This is a genomic window from Erwinia persicina (assembly GCF_019844095.1).
Lineage (GTDB): Bacteria > Pseudomonadota > Gammaproteobacteria > Enterobacterales > Enterobacteriaceae > Erwinia > Erwinia persicina.
In genome coordinates this window covers 1,628,484-1,649,725 of the sequence record NZ_CP082141.1, presented here as the reverse complement: position 1 = coordinate 1,649,725, position 21,242 = coordinate 1,628,484, and the positions used below count along the sequence as shown (strand labels likewise).

At 58.8% G+C, this 21,242-nt stretch carries 14 protein-coding genes; 13 read left to right on the top strand and 1 reads right to left on the bottom strand.

Features of this window, described 5'->3' with window-relative positions:
* The first annotated feature begins 123 nt into the window (after positions 1-123).
* The 13 genes from K6L24_RS07420 to K6L24_RS07360 all read left to right on the top strand — a co-directional run bounded on the left by K6L24_RS07420 (position 124) and on the right by K6L24_RS07360 (position 19,965).
* The gene (locus tag K6L24_RS07420; protein ID WP_222682116.1) at positions 124-1,368 is read left to right on the top strand and encodes an MdtA/MuxA family multidrug efflux RND transporter periplasmic adaptor subunit; all 1,245 of its coding nucleotides are present in this window, start codon (positions 124-126) and stop codon (positions 1,366-1,368) included.
* Positions 1,368-4,484 carry an MdtB/MuxB family multidrug efflux RND transporter permease subunit gene (locus K6L24_RS07415; RefSeq protein WP_187510074.1) on the top strand — a complete coding sequence of 1,039 codons (3,117 nt, stop codon included), beginning with the start codon at positions 1,368-1,370 and terminating at the stop codon, positions 4,482-4,484. Before K6L24_RS07420 ends, K6L24_RS07415 begins: the two co-directional genes overlap by 1 nt.
* A complete protein-coding gene (gene mdtC, locus K6L24_RS07410) occupies positions 4,481-7,555 on the top strand; it encodes a multidrug efflux RND transporter permease subunit MdtC (RefSeq protein ID WP_118663738.1) in 3,075 nt (1,024 codons plus the stop codon). Before K6L24_RS07415 ends, mdtC begins: the two co-directional genes overlap by 4 nt.
* Positions 7,556-7,559: 4 nt before the next feature.
* Complete coding sequence (mdtD, locus tag K6L24_RS07405; RefSeq protein ID WP_137269468.1) at positions 7,560-8,966, top strand: multidrug transporter subunit MdtD; 1,407 nt, start codon at positions 7,560-7,562, stop codon at positions 8,964-8,966.
* Entirely contained in the window at positions 8,966-10,351 is a 1,386-nt protein-coding gene (gene baeS / locus K6L24_RS07400) for an envelope stress sensor histidine kinase BaeS (RefSeq protein ID WP_062742845.1), read from the top strand. Before mdtD ends, baeS begins: the two co-directional genes overlap by 1 nt.
* A 27-nt stretch (positions 10,352-10,378) precedes the next feature.
* Complete coding sequence (gene baeR / locus K6L24_RS07395; RefSeq protein WP_222682303.1) at positions 10,379-11,080, top strand: envelope stress response regulator BaeR; 702 nt, start codon at positions 10,379-10,381, stop codon at positions 11,078-11,080.
* A gap of 224 nt (positions 11,081-11,304) precedes the next feature.
* On the top strand, positions 11,305-12,687 hold the full coding sequence (trhP, locus tag K6L24_RS07390; RefSeq protein ID WP_222682115.1) for a prephenate-dependent tRNA uridine(34) hydroxylase TrhP: 1,383 nt from the start codon (positions 11,305-11,307) through the stop codon (positions 12,685-12,687).
* Between the two features lie 299 nt (positions 12,688-12,986).
* Positions 12,987-13,886: a lipid kinase YegS gene (gene yegS / locus K6L24_RS07385; RefSeq protein WP_062742847.1), complete on the top strand. Its 900-nt coding sequence runs from the start codon at positions 12,987-12,989 to the stop codon at positions 13,884-13,886.
* A gap of 176 nt (positions 13,887-14,062) precedes the next feature.
* Complete coding sequence (gene manD / locus K6L24_RS07380) at positions 14,063-15,277, top strand: D-mannonate dehydratase ManD (protein ID WP_062742848.1); 1,215 nt, start codon at positions 14,063-14,065, stop codon at positions 15,275-15,277.
* 10 nt (positions 15,278-15,287) lie between these two features.
* Positions 15,288-16,298 (top strand): Zn-dependent oxidoreductase, encoded by a 1,011-nt coding sequence (locus K6L24_RS07375; RefSeq protein ID WP_062742849.1) that lies wholly within the window; start codon positions 15,288-15,290, stop codon positions 16,296-16,298.
* Positions 16,299-16,390: 92 nt separating this feature from the next.
* Positions 16,391-17,674, top strand: a complete 1,284-nt coding sequence (locus K6L24_RS07370) for an MFS transporter (protein WP_062742850.1) — start codon at positions 16,391-16,393, stop codon at positions 17,672-17,674.
* A 48-nt stretch (positions 17,675-17,722) separates the two neighbouring features.
* Positions 17,723-19,186 carry a mannitol dehydrogenase family protein gene (locus K6L24_RS07365; RefSeq protein ID WP_222682114.1) on the top strand — a complete coding sequence of 488 codons (1,464 nt, stop codon included), beginning with the start codon at positions 17,723-17,725 and terminating at the stop codon, positions 19,184-19,186.
* Between the two features lie 92 nt (positions 19,187-19,278).
* Positions 19,279-19,965 (top strand): GntR family transcriptional regulator, encoded by a 687-nt coding sequence (locus K6L24_RS07360; protein ID WP_062742852.1) that lies wholly within the window; start codon positions 19,279-19,281, stop codon positions 19,963-19,965.
* Between the two features lie 126 nt (positions 19,966-20,091).
* Here the strand turns inward: K6L24_RS07360 and fbaB are convergent, their stop codons facing one another.
* Entirely contained in the window at positions 20,092-21,144 is a 1,053-nt protein-coding gene (gene fbaB, locus K6L24_RS07355; RefSeq protein ID WP_062742853.1) for a class I fructose-bisphosphate aldolase, read from the bottom strand.
* Positions 21,145-21,242: the final 98 nt, after the last annotated feature.

Here is a 21,242-nt window from a genome sequence, read left to right as displayed (position 1 = left end):
TAAAGGATACAGTTATCCTTAATTCCTTCATTTTTCAGCGGTTGAAATTCGCTATCCTGACAAAATTCGGGACACCTTTTTGTCCTGCCTGGGCATGAGCCTGATCCACTGAGAGCCAACAACATGAATACACCGCGTCGTTTCCCCCTGATCCCACTGGTGATAGCCGTTGCGCTGATAGCCGGAGGCGGTTACTGGTGGTACAGCCACAGTGCCAGCCCGCAGGCACAGCCCGCAGAGGGGACGCAACCGGCGCGGGGCAAAGGCCCTCGCGGCGCGGGACGGACAGGGGCAGCGGGTGGCATGGCCTCGCCGGTACAGGCGGCTGAAGCGGTGCGGCAGAGCGTGCCGCAATATCTCTCCGGGCTGGGTACGGTCACGGCGGCCAATACCGTCACGCTGCGCAGCCGGGTCGATGGCGACCTGATGGCGCTGCACTTTACAGAAGGCCAGGAAGTGAAAGCCGGACAGCTGCTGGCAGAGATCGATCCCCGTCCTTATCAGGTGGCACTGATGCAGGCCGAAGGGCAACTGGCGAAAAGTCAGGCCACGCTGGCCAACGCCCGGCGCGACCTCGCCCGCTATGAAAAACTGGCAAAAACCAGTCTGGTGTCACAGCAGGAGCTGGATACCCAGCGTTCACTGGTCAGTGAAAGCCAGGGCACGCTGAAAGCCGATGAGGGCAGCGTCGCCAGTGCGAAGCTCAACCTCACCTACAGCCGGGTCACTGCCCCTATCGACGGTCGCGTGGGCCTGAAGCAGGTCGACGTCGGCAACTATATTTCCAGTGGCGACACCAACGGCATTGTGGTGATCACCCAGACTCACCCGATCGACCTGGTTTTCAGCCTGCCGGAAAATGATATCTCTGCGATCCTCAGCGCGCAAAAAAGCGGGCCCGTACCGGTCGAAGCCTGGGATCGCGGCAACACCACGCTGCTGACCCAGGGAACGTTACTGAGTATGGATAATCAGATCGATACCACCACCGGTACGGTGAAGCTGAAAGCCCGCTTTACCAATCAGGACGACCGCCTGTTCCCGAATCAATTTGTCAACGCCCGACTGAAAGTCAGCACGCTGCAGGATGCGATTGTTATTCCGGCCGCAGCGCTGCAGATGGGCAATGAGGGCAGCTTTGTCTGGGTGGTCAACAGTGACGATAAGGTGAGTAAAAAAATCGTCACCATCGAATTCCAGGACAGTGAAAAAGTGGTGATCAAAGCCGGGCTGGAGGCCGGGGAAAAGGTGGTCACCGATGGCATTGATCGCCTGACAGAAGGGGCGAAAGTCGAGGTGGTTGCCCCACAGGCCACACCGCTGACCTCGGGTAAAAGTGCCCAGCCCGCCAGGGGAGCCAGCGACTGATGCAGGTGATGCCCCCAACGCCCGGCGGCGGGCCATCCCGCCAGTTTATTCTGCGTCCGGTAGCCACCACGCTGCTGATGATTGCTATTTTGCTGGCAGGGATTATCGGCTATCGCGCCCTGCCCGTCTCTGCCCTGCCGGAAGTCGACTATCCGACAATTCAGGTCGTCACCCTGTATCCCGGGGCCAGCCCGGACGTGATCACCTCGGCGATCACTGCGCCACTGGAACGGCAGTTCGGCCAGATGTCCGGCCTGAAACAGATGGCGTCGCAAAGCGCTGGCGGCGCTTCGGTCGTCACCCTGCAGTTCCAGCTGGAGCTGCCGCTGGACGTGGCCGAACAGGAGGTGCAGGCCGCGATCAATGCCGCCACCAACCTGCTTCCGTCTGACCTGCCTAACCCACCGGTTTACAGCAAGGTGAATCCGGCGGATCCGCCCATTATGACCCTGGCCGTCACCACCACCAGCCTGCCGATGACTCAGGTCGCTGATATGGTGGAAACCCGCGTGGCGCAAAAAATTTCCCAGGTTTCCGGCGTGGGCCTGGTCACGCTGTCCGGCGGGCAGCGTCCGGCTGTCAGGGTGAAACTCAATGCTCAGGCGCTGGCGGCGATGAATATCACCAGCGAAACCGTACGTACCGCCATCAGCAACGCCAACGTGAACTCGGCCAAAGGCAGCCTGGACGGGCCGGAACGATCCATCACCCTGTCGGCCAATGACCAGATTAAAACCGCCGAGGGTTACCGGCAGCTGATCGTCGCGTTCCAGAACGGCGCGCCGGTGCGGCTGGGCGATGTCGCCAGCGTGGAACAGGGCGCGGAAAACAGCTGGCTCGGGGCCTGGGCCAACCGGCAGCAGGCGATTGTGCTGAATGTTCAGCGTCAGCCCGGGGCGAACATCATTGCCACCGCCGATAATATTCGCCAGATGCTGCCTGCCCTGACCGCTTCACTGCCTAAGTCGGTGGACGTCAGACTGCTGACCGACCGTACCACCAATATCCGCGCATCCGTCCATGATGTGCAGTTTGAGCTGCTGCTTGCTCTGGCGCTGGTGGTGATGATTATTTATCTGTTCCTGCGCAACGTGGCGGCCACGATTATTCCGGCTGTCGCTGTGCCGCTGTCATTAATCGGCACCTTCGCGGCAATGTATTTCTTTGGCTTCTCGGTGAACAACCTGACCCTGATGGCGCTGACCATTGCCACCGGCTTCGTGGTCGATGATGCCATCGTGGTCATTGAAAATATTTCGCGCTACATCGAAAAAGGCGAAAAGCCGCTGACTGCCGCGCTGAAAGGGGCGGGAGAGATTGGCTTTACCATTATTTCCCTCACCTTCTCGCTGATCGCAGTCCTGATCCCGCTGCTGTTTATGGGTGACATCGTCGGCCGTTTGTTCCGCGAGTTTGCCATCACGCTGGCGGTGGCCATTTTGATCTCCGCGATTGTGTCGCTCACGCTGACGCCGATGATGTGCGCACGCATGTTAAGCGCGGAATCACTGCGTAAACAGAACCGTTTCTCGCGCGCCAGCGAAGCGGTGTTTGAACGGGTGATTGCCCGCTATGGCCGCATGTTGCAAAAAGTCCTCCGCCATCCGTGGCTGACGCTGGGCGTGGCCATCGGCGCCATGGCGCTGACGGTGCTGCTGTGGCTGGTGATCCCGAAAGGTTTCTTCCCGGTACAGGATAACGGCATTATTCAGGGAACCTTACAGGCCCCGCAGTCGGTTTCTTACAGCAATATGGCACAGCGCCAGCAGGAAGTGGCCTCGATCATTATGAAAGATCCGGCGGTACAGAGCCTGACCTCCTTTGTTGGCGTGGATGGCACCAATGCCGCGCTGAACAGCGGGCGACTGCAGATTAACCTTAAACCGCTGGATGAACGGGCTGACCGCATTCCGGCGGTCATTGCCCGTCTGCAGGCGCAGATCGACAACCTGCCCGGTATTACCCTCTGGCTGCAGCCGGTGCAGGACCTGACGATTGATACCCAGGCCAGCCGGACGCAGTATCAGTTCACGCTACAGGCCGGTTCACTGGAGTCGCTCAGCCTATGGGTCCCCAAATTACAGGCGAAACTGGCCACCCGCCCCGAGCTGAAAGGGGTGAGCAGCGACTGGCAGGATCAGGGGCTGGAAGCCTATATCCGCGTCGATCGTGATGTCGCCAGCCGCCTGGGCATCTCTCTTTCAGATGTGGATAATGCCCTGTATAACGCTTTCGGCCAGCGTCTGGTGTCAACGATTTATACCCAGGCCAATCAGTACCGGGTGGTGCTGGAGCATGACACGGCCAGTACCCCGGGCCTGGCCGCGCTTCAGAGCATCCGGCTGAAGAGTACGGACGGTGGCAGCGTGCCGCTCAGTGCGATTGCCCGCGTGGAGCAGCGCCACACGGCGCTGACGATTAATCACCTTGACCAGTTCCCTTCCACCACCTTCTCGTTTGATGTGAATAAGGGATACTCACTGGAGCAGGCGGTCAACGCCATCAGCCAGACGGAACAATCCCTTGCCATGCCGTCGGAGATCATGACGCAGTTCCAGGGCAGCACGCTCGCCTTCCAGGCTGCGCTGTCCAGTACCGTGTGGCTGATTGTCGCCGCCGTGGTAGCGATGTATATCGTGCTGGGCGTGCTCTACGAGAGCTTTATTCATCCGGTCACCATCCTGTCGACGCTGCCTACCGCCGGGGTGGGTGCTCTGCTGGCGCTGCTGATCAGTGGCAGCGAGCTGGATGTGATTGCCATCATCGGCATTATTCTGCTGATCGGTATCGTGAAAAAGAACGCCATCATGATGATCGATTTTGCCCTGGCGGCCGAGCGCGAAAAAGGGATGACCCCGTACGAGGCCATTTACCAGGCGTGCCTGCTGCGCTTCCGTCCGATCCTGATGACCACTCTGGCGGCGCTGTTCGGCGCTCTGCCGCTGATGCTCAGTACCGGCGTCGGCGCGGAGCTGCGCCGCCCGCTGGGGACGGCAATGGTCGGGGGCCTGGTGGTCAGCCAGGTGCTGACGCTGTTTACCACCCCGGTGATCTACCTGCTGTTTGACCGTCTGTCCCGGGCGACCCGTCGCCTGGTGAAGCGGGAGGCCGAGTGAAATTCTTCGCCCTGTTCATTCACCGCCCCATCGCCACCACACTGCTGACCGTGGCGATCCTGCTGGCCGGTATTCTGGGCTTCCGGCTCCTGCCGGTTGCCCCACTGCCGCAGGTCGATTTCCCGGTGATCATGGTCAGTGCCTCGCTGCCGGGTGCCTCACCAGAGACCATGGCCTCCTCGGTGGCGACACCGCTGGAGCGTGCGCTGGGCCGCGTCGCCGGGATCACCGAAATGACCTCGACCAGCTCGCTCGGCAGCACACGCATCATCCTCGTGTTTGATTTTGAGCGTGATATTAACGGTGCCGCGCGCGATGTACAGGGGGCCATTAACGCCGCACAGAGCCTGCTCCCCACCGGGATGCCCAGCCGCCCCACCTACCGTAAAGCAAACCCGTCAGATGCGCCGATTATGATCATGACGCTGACATCAGACACCTACTCGCCGGGCCAGCTGTATGACTATGCCTCAACGCAGCTGGCGCAGAAACTGTCGCAGATTGAGGGCGTCGGGGACGTCAGCATCGGCGGCAGCTCACTGCCGGCGGTGCGCGTGGCGCTCAATCCGCAGGCCCTGTTTAATCAGGGGGTGTCGCTGGATGCGGTACGTACCGCCATCGCCAGCGCCAACGTGCGTAAGCCGCAGGGGGCCATTGAAGATCGCCACCAGCGCTGGTGGCTGAAGACCAACGATGAACTGAAGACCGCCGCTGAATATCAGCCGCTGATCGTGCATTACCATAATGGCGCGGCGGTGCGCCTGCAGGATGTGGCGAGCGTGACCGACTCGGTGCAGGACGTGCGGAATGCCGGGATGTCCAACGCCCGCCCGGCGATCCTGCTGCTGATCCGCAAAGCACCCGAAGCCAACATCATTGATACGGTTGATCGCATCCGGGGTGAGCTGCCTGAACTGAGCAACATTATCCCCGCGTCGATTCACCTGGAGGTCGCCCAGGATCGCTCACCGACCATTCGCGCCTCGCTGCATGAGGTGGAACAGTCGCTGGCTATCTCCGTCGGTCTGGTGATCCTGGTGGTGTTCGTCTTCCTGCGCTCCGGCCGTGCCACGCTGATCCCGGCAGTGGCTGTGCCGGTGTCGCTGATCGGCACCTTTGCCGCGATGTACCTGTGTGGTTTCAGTCTGAACAACCTGTCGCTGATGGCACTGACCGTGGCGACCGGCTTTGTGGTCGATGATGCCATCGTCGTACTGGAAAATATTTCGCGTCATGTCGAAGCCGGGATGAAGCCGCTGCAGGCCGCACTGCAGGGGGTACGCGAAGTCGGCTTCACCGTCGTCTCGATGAGCGTCTCGCTGATCGCGGTGTTTATCCCCCTGCTGATGCTCGGCGGCATCATCGGTCGTTTCTTCAAGGAGTTTGCCGTCACGCTGTCGGTGGCGATCGCTATTTCGCTGGTGATCTCCATTACTCTCACGCCCATGATGTGCGCGCTGCTGCTGCGCAATAAGCCCAAACACACCCAGCCGCGTATTCGCGGGTTTGGCCGGGTACTGCTGGCCGTTCAGCAGGGATATGGCCGCACGCTGCACCGGGTGATGGAGCATGCGCGCTGGACGCTGCTGGTGTTCCTGGCCACCATCGGTCTGACCGTTTACCTCTATATTTCCATTCCTAAAACCTTTATGCCGGAACAGGACACCGGGCGACTGATGGGCTTTATCCAGGCCGACCAGAGCATCTCGTTCCAGTCCATGCGCGGTAAGCTGGAAGACTTTATGCGCATTGTCCATGCTGACCCGGCGGTCGACAGCGTGGTCGGTTTTACCGGCGGGTCGCGCACTAACAGCGGCTCGATGTTTATCTCGCTCAAACCGCTGAACCAGCGTAGCGATACGGCCCAGCAGGTGATTGCCCGTCTGCGCGGTAAACTGGCGAAAGAACCAGGCGCGAACCTGTTCCTGATGGCGGTACAGGACATCCGCGTCGGCGGACGTGAATCCAATGCCGGCTATCAGTACACGCTGCTGTCAGACAGTCTTGACGATCTGCGCGAATGGGAGCCGAAAATCCGTCGCGCCTTTGCCGCCCTGCCGGAGCTGGCGGACGTCAACTCTGACCAGGAAGATAAGGGGGCGGAGATGGCGCTGACCTACGATCGCGCCACCATGTCACGGCTGGGAATTGACGTTGCCGATGCCAATAATCTGCTGAATAACGCCTTCGGCCAGCGCCAGATTTCCACCATCTATCAGCCGCTGAACCAGTACAAAGTGGTAATGGAGGTGGACCCACGCTACACCCAGGATATCAGCGCCCTGAAGCAGATGTTCGTGATCAACAGCGAGGGTAAGTCCATTCCGCTGTCGTCGTTTGCCCGCTGGCAGCCGGCGAACTCACCGCTGTCGGTGAACCATCAGGGCCTGTCTGCGGCCTCTACCGTCTCGTTTAACCTGCCGGAAGGGGTGTCGCTGTCGCAGGCCTCGGCCGCCATTGATCGCAGCATCACGTCGCTGGGCGTGCCGTCCAGCGTACGCGGCAGTTTCTCCGGAACCGCCGCTGTGTTTGAGCAGACGCAGAGCAGCCAGCTGTGGCTGATCGTCGCCGCCATCGCCACGGTGTATATCGTCCTGGGGATCCTCTATGAAAGTTATGTTCATCCCCTGACCATTCTCTCGACCCTGCCTTCCGCCGGGGTAGGCGCGCTGCTGGCGCTGGAGCTGTTCAGTGCGCCGTTCAGCCTGATCGCCCTGATAGGCATTATGCTGCTGATCGGCATCGTGAAGAAAAACGCCATTATGATGGTCGACTTCGCACTCGATGCCCAGCGTAACGGGGGGATGACGGCGCGCGACGCCATATTCCAGGCCAGCCTGCTGCGTTTCCGCCCGATTATGATGACCACGCTCGCCGCACTGTTTGGCGCACTGCCGCTGGTGCTGACCAGCGGTGACGGGGCGGAGCTGCGCCAGCCGCTGGGGATCACCATCGTTGGCGGTCTGGTGATGAGCCAGCTGCTGACGCTGTACACCACCCCGGTGGTCTATCTGTATATGGATAAACTGCGGCGTAAACCGCGCTTACCGGTCGCCACAGAGGAACGCTGATGCCATGACCGCCTCCCCTGCCTCGGTACGCTGGCAACTGTGGATCGTTGCCTTCGGCTTTTTTATGCAGACGCTGGACACCACCATCGTCAATACGGCCCTGCCCTCAATGGCGGCCAGCCTGGGGCAAAGCCCGCTGAATATGCATTCGGTGATCGTCTCCTACGTGCTGACTGTCGCCATTATGCTGCCGATCAGCGGCTGGCTGGCAGACCGCTTCGGGGTGCGCAACGTGTTTTTCAGCGCCATTGTGCTGTTCAGCGCCGGATCACTCTGTTGTGCACTCTCCTCCACGCTGGACCAGTTGATCCTCTCACGCGTATTGCAGGGAATTGGCGGGGCGATGATGGTGCCGGTGGGCCGCTTAACGGTGATGAAGCTGGTGCCGCGGGCAGAATACATGGCGGCAATGACCTTTGTGACCCTGCCGGGCCAGATTGGCCCGCTGCTCGGCCCGGCGCTGGGCGGCGTGCTGGTGGAGTACGCCAGCTGGCACTGGATTTTCCTGATCAACATCCCGGTCGGGATCGTCGGGGCCATCGCCACCCTGACCCTGATGTCGAATTTTACCCTGCAAACCCGTCGCTTTGACTTTACCGGCTATCTGTTGCTGGCCGCCGGCATGGCCACCCTGACTCTGGCACTGGACGGGCAGCGCGGAAGCGGTATGTCTCCCCTGCTGCTGTGTCTGCTGATCCTCTGTGGCGTCTTCAGCCTGTTATTCTATCTGCTGCACGCCCGGCATAATGAGCGCGCCCTGTTCAGCCTGAAGCTTTTCGATAACCGTATTTACGCCATTGGCCTGGTGGGCAGCCTGACCGGACGCATCGGCAGCGGGATGCTGCCGTTTATGACCCCTATTTTTCTGCAAATCGGCATGGGTTACAGCCCGTTCCATGCCGGACTGATGATGATCCCGATGGTGCTGGGCAATATGGGCATGAAGCGCGTTGTGGTGCAGATCGTTAACCGTTTCGGCTACCGCAACGTGCTGGTGGGTTCGACCCTGGCGCTGGCGCTGGTGGTGCTGCTGTTCCCCGCCGTGGCGATGATGGGCTGGTTTGCTCTGCTGCCAGTGGTGCTGTTCCTGCAGGGAATGGTCAATGCTATCCGTTTCTCCGCCATGAATACCCTGACACTGAAAACCCTGTCGGACGAGCTGGCCAGCAGCGGCAACAGCCTGCTGTCGATGGTTATGCAGCTGTCGATGAGCATCGGCGTTACCGTAGCCGGGCTGCTGCTGGGTACCTTCGCCCACCCGGCGCTGACCGGCAGCCCGCAGATGAGCGAGGCCTTTATCTATACCTGGCTGTGTATGGCGCTGGTGATTGCCCTGCCCGTCTTCGTATTCTGGCGCGTCCCCGATGAGACTCAACCCAATGCGCTTTCCGCGCGCAGGAGAAAGCCTTAATGTTGGCAAAATTACGTATTGGCATCACCGCCAAGCTGTTCGCGGCGATTTTTTCCACCTGCATGCTGGTGCTGATTACCATGCACTGGGGGGTGCGGCTCAGCTTTGAGCACGGTTTTATTGACTACATCAAACGCGGCAACGAGCAGCGGCTGATGATGCTGGGGGATGCGCTGGCTGACCAGTACGAACAGCACGGCAACTGGGATTTCCTGCGTAACAATAACAAGCTGGTGTTCAATATCCTGCGTTCGCTGGAGCAGAATCCGGATGCCAGTAACCAGCTGCCACCGCACGGCTGGCGCACCCAGTTCTGGATTATTGATCAACAGTATCGCGTGATGATCGGCCCGCGTGCCCCCGTCCCGCAGGAGGGATCCCGACGCAGTATCACCACCAGTAACGGCAAAGTCGTCGGTTGGGTGATTGGCTCACCGTCTGAGCGGCTCACGCGCAGCGCCGATATTAATTTTGATCAGCAGCAGAAGCGTACCAGCTGGATGATTGTTGGCCTGACCATGCTGCTGGCCGCTGCGGTCACCTGGCTGCTGTCCCGCGGGCTGCTGGCTCCGGTTAAGCGACTGGTCGAAGGCACGCATCACCTGGCGGCCGGGCACTTTACCAGTCGGGTACAGGCCTCAAGCCGTGACGAACTTGGCCGGCTTGCACAGGATTTTAACCGCCTGGCCAGCACGCTGGAAAAAAATGAGAAAATGCGCCGCGCCTTTATGGCCGATATTTCTCATGAGCTGCGCACGCCGCTGGCGATACTGCGCGGTGAGCTGGAAGCGATACAGGACGGCGTACGCAAGCTGACCCCGGAGTCGATCCTCTCCCTGCAGGGGGAAGTGACCACACTGACGAAACTGGTTGATGACGTCCACCAGCTGTCCCTGTCCGACGAGGGCGCGCTGGCCTATCGCAAAAGCCAGACTGACCTCGTCCCGCTGCTGGAGCTGGTTTCCGGTAACTTCCGCCACCGTTTCGAACAGCATCCCTTATCCCTGACGCTGACCTTGCCGGATCAGGCCCCGCAGTTTGGCGACCCTGACCGCCTGATGCAGCTGTTTACTAATCTGTTAGAAAACAGCCTGCGTTATACCGACCCTGGCGGCACCCTGCATATTATCCTGCGCCCCACTGCCAGCGGGAACATACTGCACTTTGATGACAGTGCACCTGGCGTCAGCAACGAGCAGCGGCAGCAAATTTTTGAGCGCTTTTATCGGGCGGAGGGTTCGCGCAATCGCGCCAGTGGGGGATCCGGGCTGGGTCTGGCTATCTGTCAGAACATCGTTGAAGCCCACGATGGTACTATCGTTGCGGAGCACTCCGATGCAGGAGGCGTGAGAATTACGGTACACTTACCCTATAAGACTCACTGACAATGGTTGTATACGATGACTCTGGATATGGATACGCCCGCTCCACTGATTTTAATCGTTGAAGATGAACCCAAGCTGGGTCAGCTGATGATCGATTATCTGCAGGCGGCGAACTTCCGCACGCATCATCTGCTGCGCGGTAATGAAGTGCTGCCGTGGGTGAAACAGCACTCCCCGGACCTGGTGCTGCTGGATCTGATGCTGCCCGGGCTGGACGGACTCTCCGTCTGCCGTGAGCTGCGCAGCTTTTCCGATCTGCCGGTAGTGATGGTCACGGCAAAAATTGAAGAGATTGATCGCCTGCTGGGGCTGGAGATCGGCGCGGACGATTACATCTGCAAACCGTTCAGTCCGCGCGAAGTGGTTGCCCGGGTAAAAACTATTCTCAAGCGCTGCCAGCGCCCCCCCGAGGAAGCCCAGCAGATCTCCCTGCTTAAAGTGGATGAAAAGCGCTTCCACGCCAGCTGGGATGAGAAGCCCCTTGACCTGACTCCGGCAGAGTTTCGCCTGCTGAAAACCCTGGCGCAGGAACCGGGCAAGGTGTTCTCTCGCGAGCAGTTGCTGAATCATCTCTATGACGACTACCGGGTCGTCACCGACAGAACCATCGACAGCCATATAAAAAACCTGCGCCGCAAACTGGAATCACTGGATGCCGACCAGCCGTTTATCCGCGCCGTGTACGGCATGGGTTATCGCTGGGAAGCAGATATCTGTCGTTTGATTTAGATCAATTTCCCCAACCTGCCGCCGCCTTACAATCCCCCGCAAAACCGAATTAACCCTGATTAATTCACGTTGCAGGCGAGCGGCAGGCCCGCAGGATGAGCCTCCCGGATGAGGCTCATCGCCCTGGAAGCAGAGAGAGCGCTGTGACCAGGGTGAACAAGTGCCGCCCATGCAGTTGCCGCGTGAAATAAGACGGGTCTGACCTGACATCAGACTGAGACACCATGAACAAACCGGAACTGCTTTCTCCGGCCGGGACACTGAAAAATATGCGTTACGCTTTTGCGTATGGCGCAGACGCTGTGTATGCCGGTCAGCCTCGTTACAGCCTGCGCGTTCGCAATAATGAATTTAACCATGAGAATCTGGCGACGGGCATCAATGAAGCCCATGCGCTCGGTAAAAAATTCTATGTTGTGGTCAATATCGCCCCGCATAACGCCAAACTGAAAACCTTTATTCGCGACCTGAAACCCGTGGTGGATATGCAGCCGGATGCGCTGATCATGTCCGACCCCGGGCTGATTATGCTGGTGCGTGAGGCCTTCCCACAGATGGATATTCACCTGTCGGTGCAGGCCAATGCCGTGAACTGGGCGACGGTGAAATTCTGGCAGCAGATGGGCCTGACGCGGGTGATCCTGTCACGCGAGCTGTCGCTGGAAGAGATCGGTGAAATACGCCAGCAGGTGCCGGAGATGGAGCTGGAGATTTTTGTTCACGGTGCGCTGTGCATGGCCTACTCCGGGCGCTGTCTCCTGTCCGGTTACATCAATAAGCGTGACCCGAATCAGGGGACCTGTACTAACGCCTGCCGCTGGGAATATAACGTGCAGGAAGGCAAAGAGGACGCGGTCGGCAATATTGTGCACCGCCAGGCCCCGATTGCCGTGCAGAATGTGGAACCCACGCTGGGTGAAGGACAGCCGACGGACAAAGTGTTTATGATTGAGGAAGCGATGCGCCCCGGCGAGTATATGACCGCCTTTGAGGATGAGCACGGCACCTACATTATGAACTCGAAGGATTTGCGGGCCGTGGCCCACGTTGAACGCCTGACGCAGATGGGTATCCACTCCCTGAAAATCGAAGGGCGTACGAAGTCATTTTACTATTGCGCCCGTACCGCCCAGGTCTATCGCCGGGCGATTGACGATGCCGCCGCCGGCAAGCCTTTCGATCCCGCGCTGCTGGAAACGCTGGAAGGGCTGGCGCATCGGGGCTATACCGAAGGTTTTCTGCGCCGCCATACGCACGACAGTTATCAGAGCTATGATGCCGGCTACTCGGTCTCCGACCGCCAGCAGTTTGTGGGCGAGTTTACCGGTAAACGGCGGGGATCGCTGGCGCAGGTGGATGTGAAGAACAAATTCAGCGTCGGGGACAGCCTGGAACTGATGTCCCCTTCCGGCAATATCAACTTTACCCTGACGCAGATGGAAAATGGCAAAGCGCAACCGGTTGACGTTGCGCCCGGCAACGGCCATCTGGTCTGGCTCCCCCTGCAGGAAGAGATGGATGTGCAGTATGCCCTGTTGATGCGCAACCTGCCGGGTACCACCACGCGGGATCCTCATGCAGCGGTCCGGGCAAAAGAAGTTACTTGATGTAACTGATTTTAGAATGCGATCACATTACCGTGTGGGATTCCTCGCTATGATGCCCGCGCTCCTAACGAATAAATCCAAATAGCGTTATGATCCATTCAACTTTCTGCCTGAATGATGAATGATCTGTATCACCTCATTTGGCTCTCACGGCTCCCCCGTGCGGGCCATTTCTTTTTTTATCGGTTCCCTTCCGGGCGCTTTTCAGAAAACTTTCCGCTTTTTCACCCGTGGCTCACCTTCTTACCCAGGGTATGCTATATCTTGATGCAAATCACACAGGCTTTCAGGAATTAAAAATGGAAAAACATTCACTTACGCTGGCCATTTTGAATGGTAAAAGCGCCGGCAATGAGGCGCTGCGTGAAGCTGTTGCGGCGCTACGCGAGGAAGGTTTCCCGCTGGAAATCCGCGTTACCTGGGAATACGGTGACGGCGAGCGCTATGTGCGGGAGGCGGTTGAACTGCAGGCGCAAACGGTGATTGCCGCCGGCGGTGACGGTACCATCAACGAAGTGGCGACTGCTCTGGCGCGGTTATCTCCCGAACGTCGGCCGGTACTGGGCATTGTGCCACTCGGTACCGCCAATGATTTTGCCACCAGCGCGGGCATCCCGCTGGAGATGGACAACGCATTGCGTCTGGCTATTCAGGGTAAAGCCAGCGCCATTGACCTCGCGCGGGTGAATAACGACCGTTACTTTATCAATATGGCTACCGGCGGCTTTGGCACGCGAATTACCACCGAAACGCCGGAAAAACTGAAGTCAGCACTGGGTGGCGTCTCCTACTTTATCCACGGCCTGATGAGGATGGATACGCTGAAAGCCGACAGCTGCACGCTGGAAGGCCCGGATTTTCACTGGCAGGGTGATGCGCTGGTGATCGGCATCGGCAATGGCCGCCAGGCGGGCGGCGGACAACGCCTCTGCCCGACCGCGCTGATTAATGACGGCAAGCTGGAACTCAGTATCGCCACCTCACAGGAGCTGCTCCAGACGCTGGTGCATAAACTCACCAGTGACGAAGAGAACCCGAATCTGATCACCGCCTCCCTGCCGTGGCTGACAATCCGGGCACCCAATGAAATGACGTTCAACCTTGACGGCGAACCGTTAACGGGCACCGAATTTCGTATTGAAGTGATGCCCTCTGCACTGGAGTGCCGTCTGCCGCCCTCCTGTGAACTGCTGGCGTAATCCCTCGATAACAACCCCGTAAATCCTGGCTATTGAACGCCAGGATTCGTCTTCATCCCGTCCCGCCTCTGCCCATACTAATGTGATCCCTCTCGCGAATCCTGCACATGCAACTTGTATGGTAGTACGTTATCAGCGTATTTTTTCATCATTGTTGGCGCACAAGGCGATTCAGAATGAAAATTGTAAAAGCAGAAGTATTCGTGACCTGCCCCGGAAGAAACTTTGTCACGGTAAAAATCACCACCGATCAGGGCCTGACCGGCGTGGGCGACGCCACGCTCAACGGGCGCGAACTGCCAGTGGCGTCTTATCTGAAAGATCATGTCTGTCCGCAGCTTATCGGGCGCGATGCCCATCAGATTGAAGATATCTGGCAGTTCTTCTACAAAGGTGCCTACTGGCGTCGCGGCCCGGTCACCATGTCAGCCATTTCCGCCGTGGATCAGGCGCTGTGGGACATTAAGGGCAAAGCGGCGAATATGCCGGTCTACCAGCTGCTGGGCGGCGCTTCACGCACGGGCGTGATGGTCTACTGCCACACCACCGGCCACAGTATTGACGAAGTGATGGACGACTACGCAAAGCACAAAGAGCTGGGCTTTAAAGCTATTCGCGCGCAGTGCGGCGTGCCGGGCATGAAAACCACCTACGGGATGGCCAAAGGCAAAGGCGAAGCCTACGAGCCGGCGACCAAAGGTGCCCGTCCGGAAGAGCAGCTGTGGTCAACCGAAAAATATCTCGATTTCACCCCGACGCTGTTTGCCGCCATTCGCGATAAGTTCGGCTTTAACGAGCATCTGCTGCACGATATGCATCATCGCCTGACGCCGATTGAAGCCGCCCGCTTCGGGAAAAGCGTGGAAGATTACCGCCTGTTCTGGATGGAAGATCCGACACCAGCAGAAAACCAGGAGAGTTTCCGCCTGATCCGCCAGCACACCGTGACACCGATTGCGGTAGGAGAAGTGTTTAACAGCATCTGGGACTGTAAGCAGCTGATCGAAGAACAGCTCATCGACTATATCCGCACCACCATCACCCACGCCGGCGGCATTACCGGCATGCGCCGCATCGCGGACTTCGCCTCGCTGTACCAGGTACGTACCGGATCCCACGGTCCGTCAGACCTGTCACCGATCTGTATGGCGGCCGCGCTGCACTTTGACCTGTGGGTACCGAACTTCGGTGTGCAGGAATATATGGGCTATTCCGAGCAGATGCTGGAAGTGTTCCCGAACAGCTGGCGCTTCGATAATGGCTATATGCACCCGGGCGATAAACCCGGTCTGGGCATTGAGTTCGATGAAAAGCTGGCGGCGAAATACCCCTATGAACCGGCTTATCTTCCGGTCGCCCGTCTGGAAGACGGCACCCTGTGGAACTGGTGAGGAGCACAACATGAAAAGCGTGGTGATTGAACGTCCGGGTGAGCTGTTTTTACAGCAGCGTCCTTTGCCTGAGCCGGCGGCCGGCGAAGTCAGGATCAAAGTGAAATACGCCAGTATCTGCGGATCTGACGTGCATATCTGGCACGGGCACAACCCCTTTGCGCGCTATCCACGCGTGATCGGCCATGAGTTTTTTGGCCTGATCGATGCGGTGGGCAGCGGCGTGGACAGCCGGCGGGTTGGTGAGCGCGTTGCCGTAGACCCGGTCGTCAGCTGCGGCCACTGTTACCCCTGCTCTGTGGGTCGCCCCAACGTCTGTAGCACCCTGCAGGTGATAGGCGTTCATCTTGATGGCGGTTTCAGTGAATACACGCTGGCCCCTGCTGCCAATGCCTATCTCCTGCCGGAGGCGATCCCGGACAGCCTGGCCAGCCTGGTGGAGCCATTTACCATCGCGGCCAATATCAGCGCATTTCTCAGGCCACAGCCTGAGGATATCGCCCTGATTTATGGTGCCGGGCCGATGGGTCTGACGGCCATTCAGGTGCTGAAAGGGGTCTATAAGGTGAAAACGGTGATCGTGGCTGACCGCCTGGAAGAGCGCCTGACCATGGCGCTGGCCAACGGAGCGGACCAGGCGCTGAACAACAGCACCACGCCGCTGGCTGAACAGCTTAATGGCGTACAGCCGACACTGATTATTGATGCAGCCTGCCACCCGGCGATTCTGTCAGAAGCCGCGGCGCTGGCCTCCCCGGCCGGACGTATCGGTCTGCTGGGCTTCTCCAGCGAGCCCTGCACCGTGACGCAGCAGAGCCTGACCAGTAAAGAGCTGTCGCTGTTTACCTCGCGCCTGAACAGCCACCGCTTCCCGCAGGTGATCGACTGGATGGAACAGGGCCTGATTCAGCCAGAAAAGCTGGTGACCCATACGCTGCCGCTGGCGCAGATTGAACAGGCAATGACGCTGTTTGAGAAGGATCCGCGCAGCTGCTGCAAAGTGATTTTACAGGTTAACTGACACCAGAACGCCGCAGGGGAATGACCCTGCCCTGCGGTCAACCCTAATACCTCTACCTATAATCCCCGCTATAAGGGGAAGGAGTCACTCCCATGTTTAAAAACCTGCGCTGGACGATCGTCCTGCTTCTGTTCCTTGTTTACATGATTAACTACCTTGACCGGGTAGCGCTGTCCCTGACCGTGCCGATGATCGAAAAAGACCTGATGCTGAACGCAGAAGAGTTTGGCCTGATCTTCGGCAGCTTCTTCTTTGGCTATGCGATCTTCAACTTTGTCGGCGGACTCGCCACCGACAGATTCGGCCCGACGATCACCCTGGGCGTTGCCGTCGGCATGTGGTCGATTTTCTGCGGCTTTACCGCGCTGGCCACCGGCTTCTGGTCGATGCTCATCCTGCGCGTGCTGTTCGGGATGGCAGAGGGGCCAATCTGCGCCTCGGCGAACAAAGCCATTAACGGCTGGTTCCCTAAAAAGCAGGCGGCCACGGCAATGGGGCTGTTGAGCGCCGGGTCACCGCTCGGCGGCGCGGTAGCCGGTCCGATTATTGGTTATCTGGCCCTCGCCTTCGGCTGGCGTCCGGCGTTCGCCATTATCTGTTCGATTGGTATTGTCTGGATGGTGATCTGGTTCTTTATTGCCGCCGACAACCCGCTGAAAAGTAAGTTAATTAGTGAACGTGAACGCGCCCTGATTGCCCAGTTGAAAGACGAGCAGCTCAGCCCGGAAGAGGAGCTGTCACAGTCGCAGCATGGCCTGGGCTACTACCTGCGCCAGCCGATTATTCTGGTCACCGCCTTCGCCTTCTTCTGCTACAACTACATTCTGTTCTTCTTCCTGAGCTGGTTCCCGGCCTACCTGGTACAGGCGCACGGGCTGGATATTAAGGCGATGAGTATCACCACCATGATCCCGTGGATTGTCGGCTTCGTGGGCCTGGCACTGGGTGGATTCATCTCAGATAAAATCTTTAAAATAACCGGTAAGCTGCTGCTGTCGCGCAAAATTGTGCTGGTGGTCTCGTTAATGGCGGCGGCGGTTTGTGTCGCCTTTGCCGGTACGGTAAAAGAAGTCACTTCGGCCGTCGGTCTGATGTCGATCTCTATCTTCTTCCTGTATATCACCGGGGCGATTTACTGGGCGATTATTCAGGATGTGGTTCACAAGAGTCGGGTCGGCAGCATCAGCGGATTTATCCATCTGGTCGGCAGCCTTTCGGGGATTATCGGCCCGATTGTGACCGGCTATATCGTTCAGCATACCGGCAAGTTCGACAGTGCCTTTATCCTGGCCGGCGTCGTCGCCGCGCTGGGGGCCTTCCTGGTGCTGTTCGTGATCAAGCCGCCGAAAAAACTGGATACTCCGGTGTCCGTCTGATCATTGCGGGTGGGGTCCGCCCTGCCCGCTTTTTCCCGAGGATGGGTTATGTTATCTACCAATTCACTGCCCCCCGACGTGCAGCGCCCGCTGTACAACCGCCAGGCACTGCGCACCCGCATGGTTCATATTGGTTTTGGCGCCTTCCACCGCGCCCATCAGGCCGTCTGCAGCGATCGACTCGCCGCAGAACAGGGCAGTGACTGGGGCTACTGCGAAATCAACCTGAACAGCGGGGAGCTTATTACCGCCCTGCGTCAGCAGCAGCTGTGCTACACCGTGGCCGAAATGGCCGATGACCAGCTCAATCTGCGCGTTATCGGGGTCGTCACCGACGCGCTGCACGGCCAGAGCGACGGTATTGAAGCGGTGCTGGAGGCGCTGTGTCAGCCGGACGTGGCGATTGTTTCCATGACGGTGACGGAGAAAGGCTACTGCCACCATCCGGCCAGCGGTGAATTAAATCTACAGCACCCTGCTATCCGCCACGATCTGGCCCATCCGGCGGCGCCGCAGTCCCTGCCGGGCATTATTCTGGCCGCCATTCTTCGCCGCAGAGAACGGGGACTGCCACCGTTCAGCGTGATGTCCTGCGATAATATGCCGGAAAACGGCCATGTCACCCGCAACGTGGTCACCGGGCTGGCTCGCCAGCAGGCCCCTGAGCTGGCGGAATGGATCGGTCAGCACGTGACTTTCCCGTCAACCATGGTTGACCGCATTGTCCCGGCGATGACCAGTGAGACTCATCGGGCACTGACTGAAAAGCTGGGCTGTGACGATCCGGTTGCTGTCGCCTGCGAACCCTTCTTCCAGTGGGTGATCGAGGATAACTTTGTCAGCGGTCGCCCGGCCTGGGAAAAAGCCGGGGCGGAGCTGGTGGACGACGTGCTGCTATTTGAAGAGATGAAGCTGCGCATGCTGAACGGCAGCCACTCGTTCCTCGCCTATCTGGGTAGCCTGGCTGGCTATGAGCACATCAGCGACTGTATGGCCGATGCGCACTTTAAAAACGCAGCGCGTCAGCTGATGCTCGATCAGCAGGCCCCCACTCTGCGTGCCACCGGCGTTGATCTGACGGCCTATGCGGATTCACTGATCGCCCGCTACGACAACCGCGCCATTAAGCACCGCACCGCGCAGATCGCCAATGACGGCAGCCAGAAGTTGCCGCAGCGCTGGCTGGACAGTATTCGCTGGCATCTGGCCCACGGCAGCCGCTTCGATCTGCTGGCGCTGGGAGTGGCAGGCTGGATCCGCTACGTCAGCGGCTGCGACGAGCAGGGGCAGCCGGTTACCATCAACGATCCCCTCCGTGACGAGCTGGCGAAGCGCGTAGCGGAGACAGAAGAGGGAGAACCGCGCGTGGCGGCGCTGCTTGGGTTAAAGAATATCTTCGGCGACGACCTGCCCGGCAACGACACCTTTGTGCGCCAGGTGAACCATTATTACCAGCTGCTGTTAACCCGGGGCGCAAAACAAACCGTGCATCAACTGGTTGCCCGCGTTTAACTCTGGCGCTGATGCGCCAGCCTGATTAGACTGAAGGCTTTCACGCCACGTGCGGGCGGGCTGTCACCCCGCCGCTAAAGGGAAGTTGCCGAATGTCGACTGTCTATACCATTACCGCCAGTGAGCCGGTCAACCAGCAGATTTACCGTTTTCTGCGCCAGGATATCGTCACCTGTGTCATCCCCCCTGGCGCGTTTCTTTCCGAGAAAGAGGTTTCCACGCGCTTTGATGTTTCCCGCCAGCCGGTACGTGAAGCCTTTATCAAGCTGGCAGAGGCGGGCCTGGTGCAGATCCTGCCTCAGCGTGGCACCTTTGTGCGTAAAATTTCTGCCCGGCGGGTGGCTGACGGTCGGTTTATTCGGGAAGCCGTGGAGGCTGCCGTGGTGCGTCGGGCGGCGACAGAGGCCACGCCTGAAGGGCTGGCGGCTCTGGAACATAATCTGCAGTTACAGAGGCTGGCTGCCGACCGCCACGACAGCCAGGCGTTCCTGCTGCTGGACGATGAATTTCACCGGCTGATTGCGCAGAGTATTGACTGCGAGCTGGCGTGGCAGACCGTGGAGAATATCAAGGCGACGATGGACCGCGTGCGCTTTCTGACGCTGAGTAAGGTTTCTCCCCCGGAGAGCCTGATTGAGCAGCACCAGCAGATTTATCAGGCGCTGTGCGCAAAAGATGCCGATGCCGCCGGGCTGGCGCTGCAACGTCATCTGCAGGAGATGATTTTTTCCATTACCCCGATTGCCGAGCAGAACAGCGAATGGTTTGAAACGCTTTAAACGATAGCGGGGCGACCGGAAAAAGGCCGCCCCGAGAGAACATGGATTCCCGTTTCACCGCGACAATGCATGCTTAACCGTATCATGCACGGGCTGACCTTCTTTTTTGGTCAGCCCTGTTTACCGTCAGGCGATAGTGACGTTTTTCGCCAGATAGACATCCTGCACTGAATTGATCAGCGCCACCCCGTCCTTCATCGATTTTTTAAACGCCTTGCGCCCGAGGATCAACCCCATGCCGCCGGCCCGTTTATTGATCACCGCCGTCCGCACTGATTCTGCCGTATCGGTCTCGCCCGCTGCTGCTCCGCCGGAGTTAATTAGCCCCGCACGGCCCATATAACAGTTCGCCAGCTGGTAACGCACCAGATCGATCGGATTTTCACTGGTCAGCGTGCTGTACACCCGCGCATCGGTATGGCCAAATTTCAGCGCCTGATAGCCGCCATTATTTTCAGCCATCTTTTGTTTAACGATATCCGCACCAATGGTCGCAGCGAGGTGGTTGGCCTGCCCGGTCAAATCCGCACTGGCATGATAGTCCACGCCCTCTTTTTTAAAGGCATCGTTACGCAGATAGGCCCACAGCACCGTGACCATCCCCAGTTCATGCGCCCGTTCAAACGCTGCCGAGATCTCTTCGATCTGCCGGCGCGACTGCTCAGAGCCAAAATAGATGGTGGCCCCGACGGCGACCGCTCCCAGATTAAAGGCCTGCTCCACGCTGGTATACAGCGTCTGGTCATACTGGGTCGGATAGCTGAGGGTTTCGTTATGGTTGAGTTTGACCATAAAAGGAATGCGATGTGCGTAGCGCCGCGACACTGAGGCCAGCACGCCATAAGTCGACGCAACACAGTTACAGCCTGCCTCAATGGCCAGTTCGACGATGTTTTTCGGATCGAAGTAGAGCGGATTCGCCGCAAAGGAGGCGCCGGCGGAATGCTCAACACCCTGATCGACCGGAAGGATAGAGAGGTAACCTGTCCCGGCTAAACGTCCGGTGTTGTACAGGGTTTGCATATTGCGCAGTACGGCCGGGGGACGATTGTTATCGACCATCACCCGATCGACATAATCCGCTCCCGGCAGGTAGAGGTTGTCCGCTGGAATAGTCATGCAGCGATGTTGCAAAAGAGAATCCGCTTCTTTGCCCAATAACTGAACGATGTCCGTCATGATAACTCCTGTTAAGTGGTGTCGGGGCCATGCTGCCACGGCCCGCGGGTCAGTTTTTCTGACCTCAACAGGGTGAACCCAAAACCGGCACTAAGGCA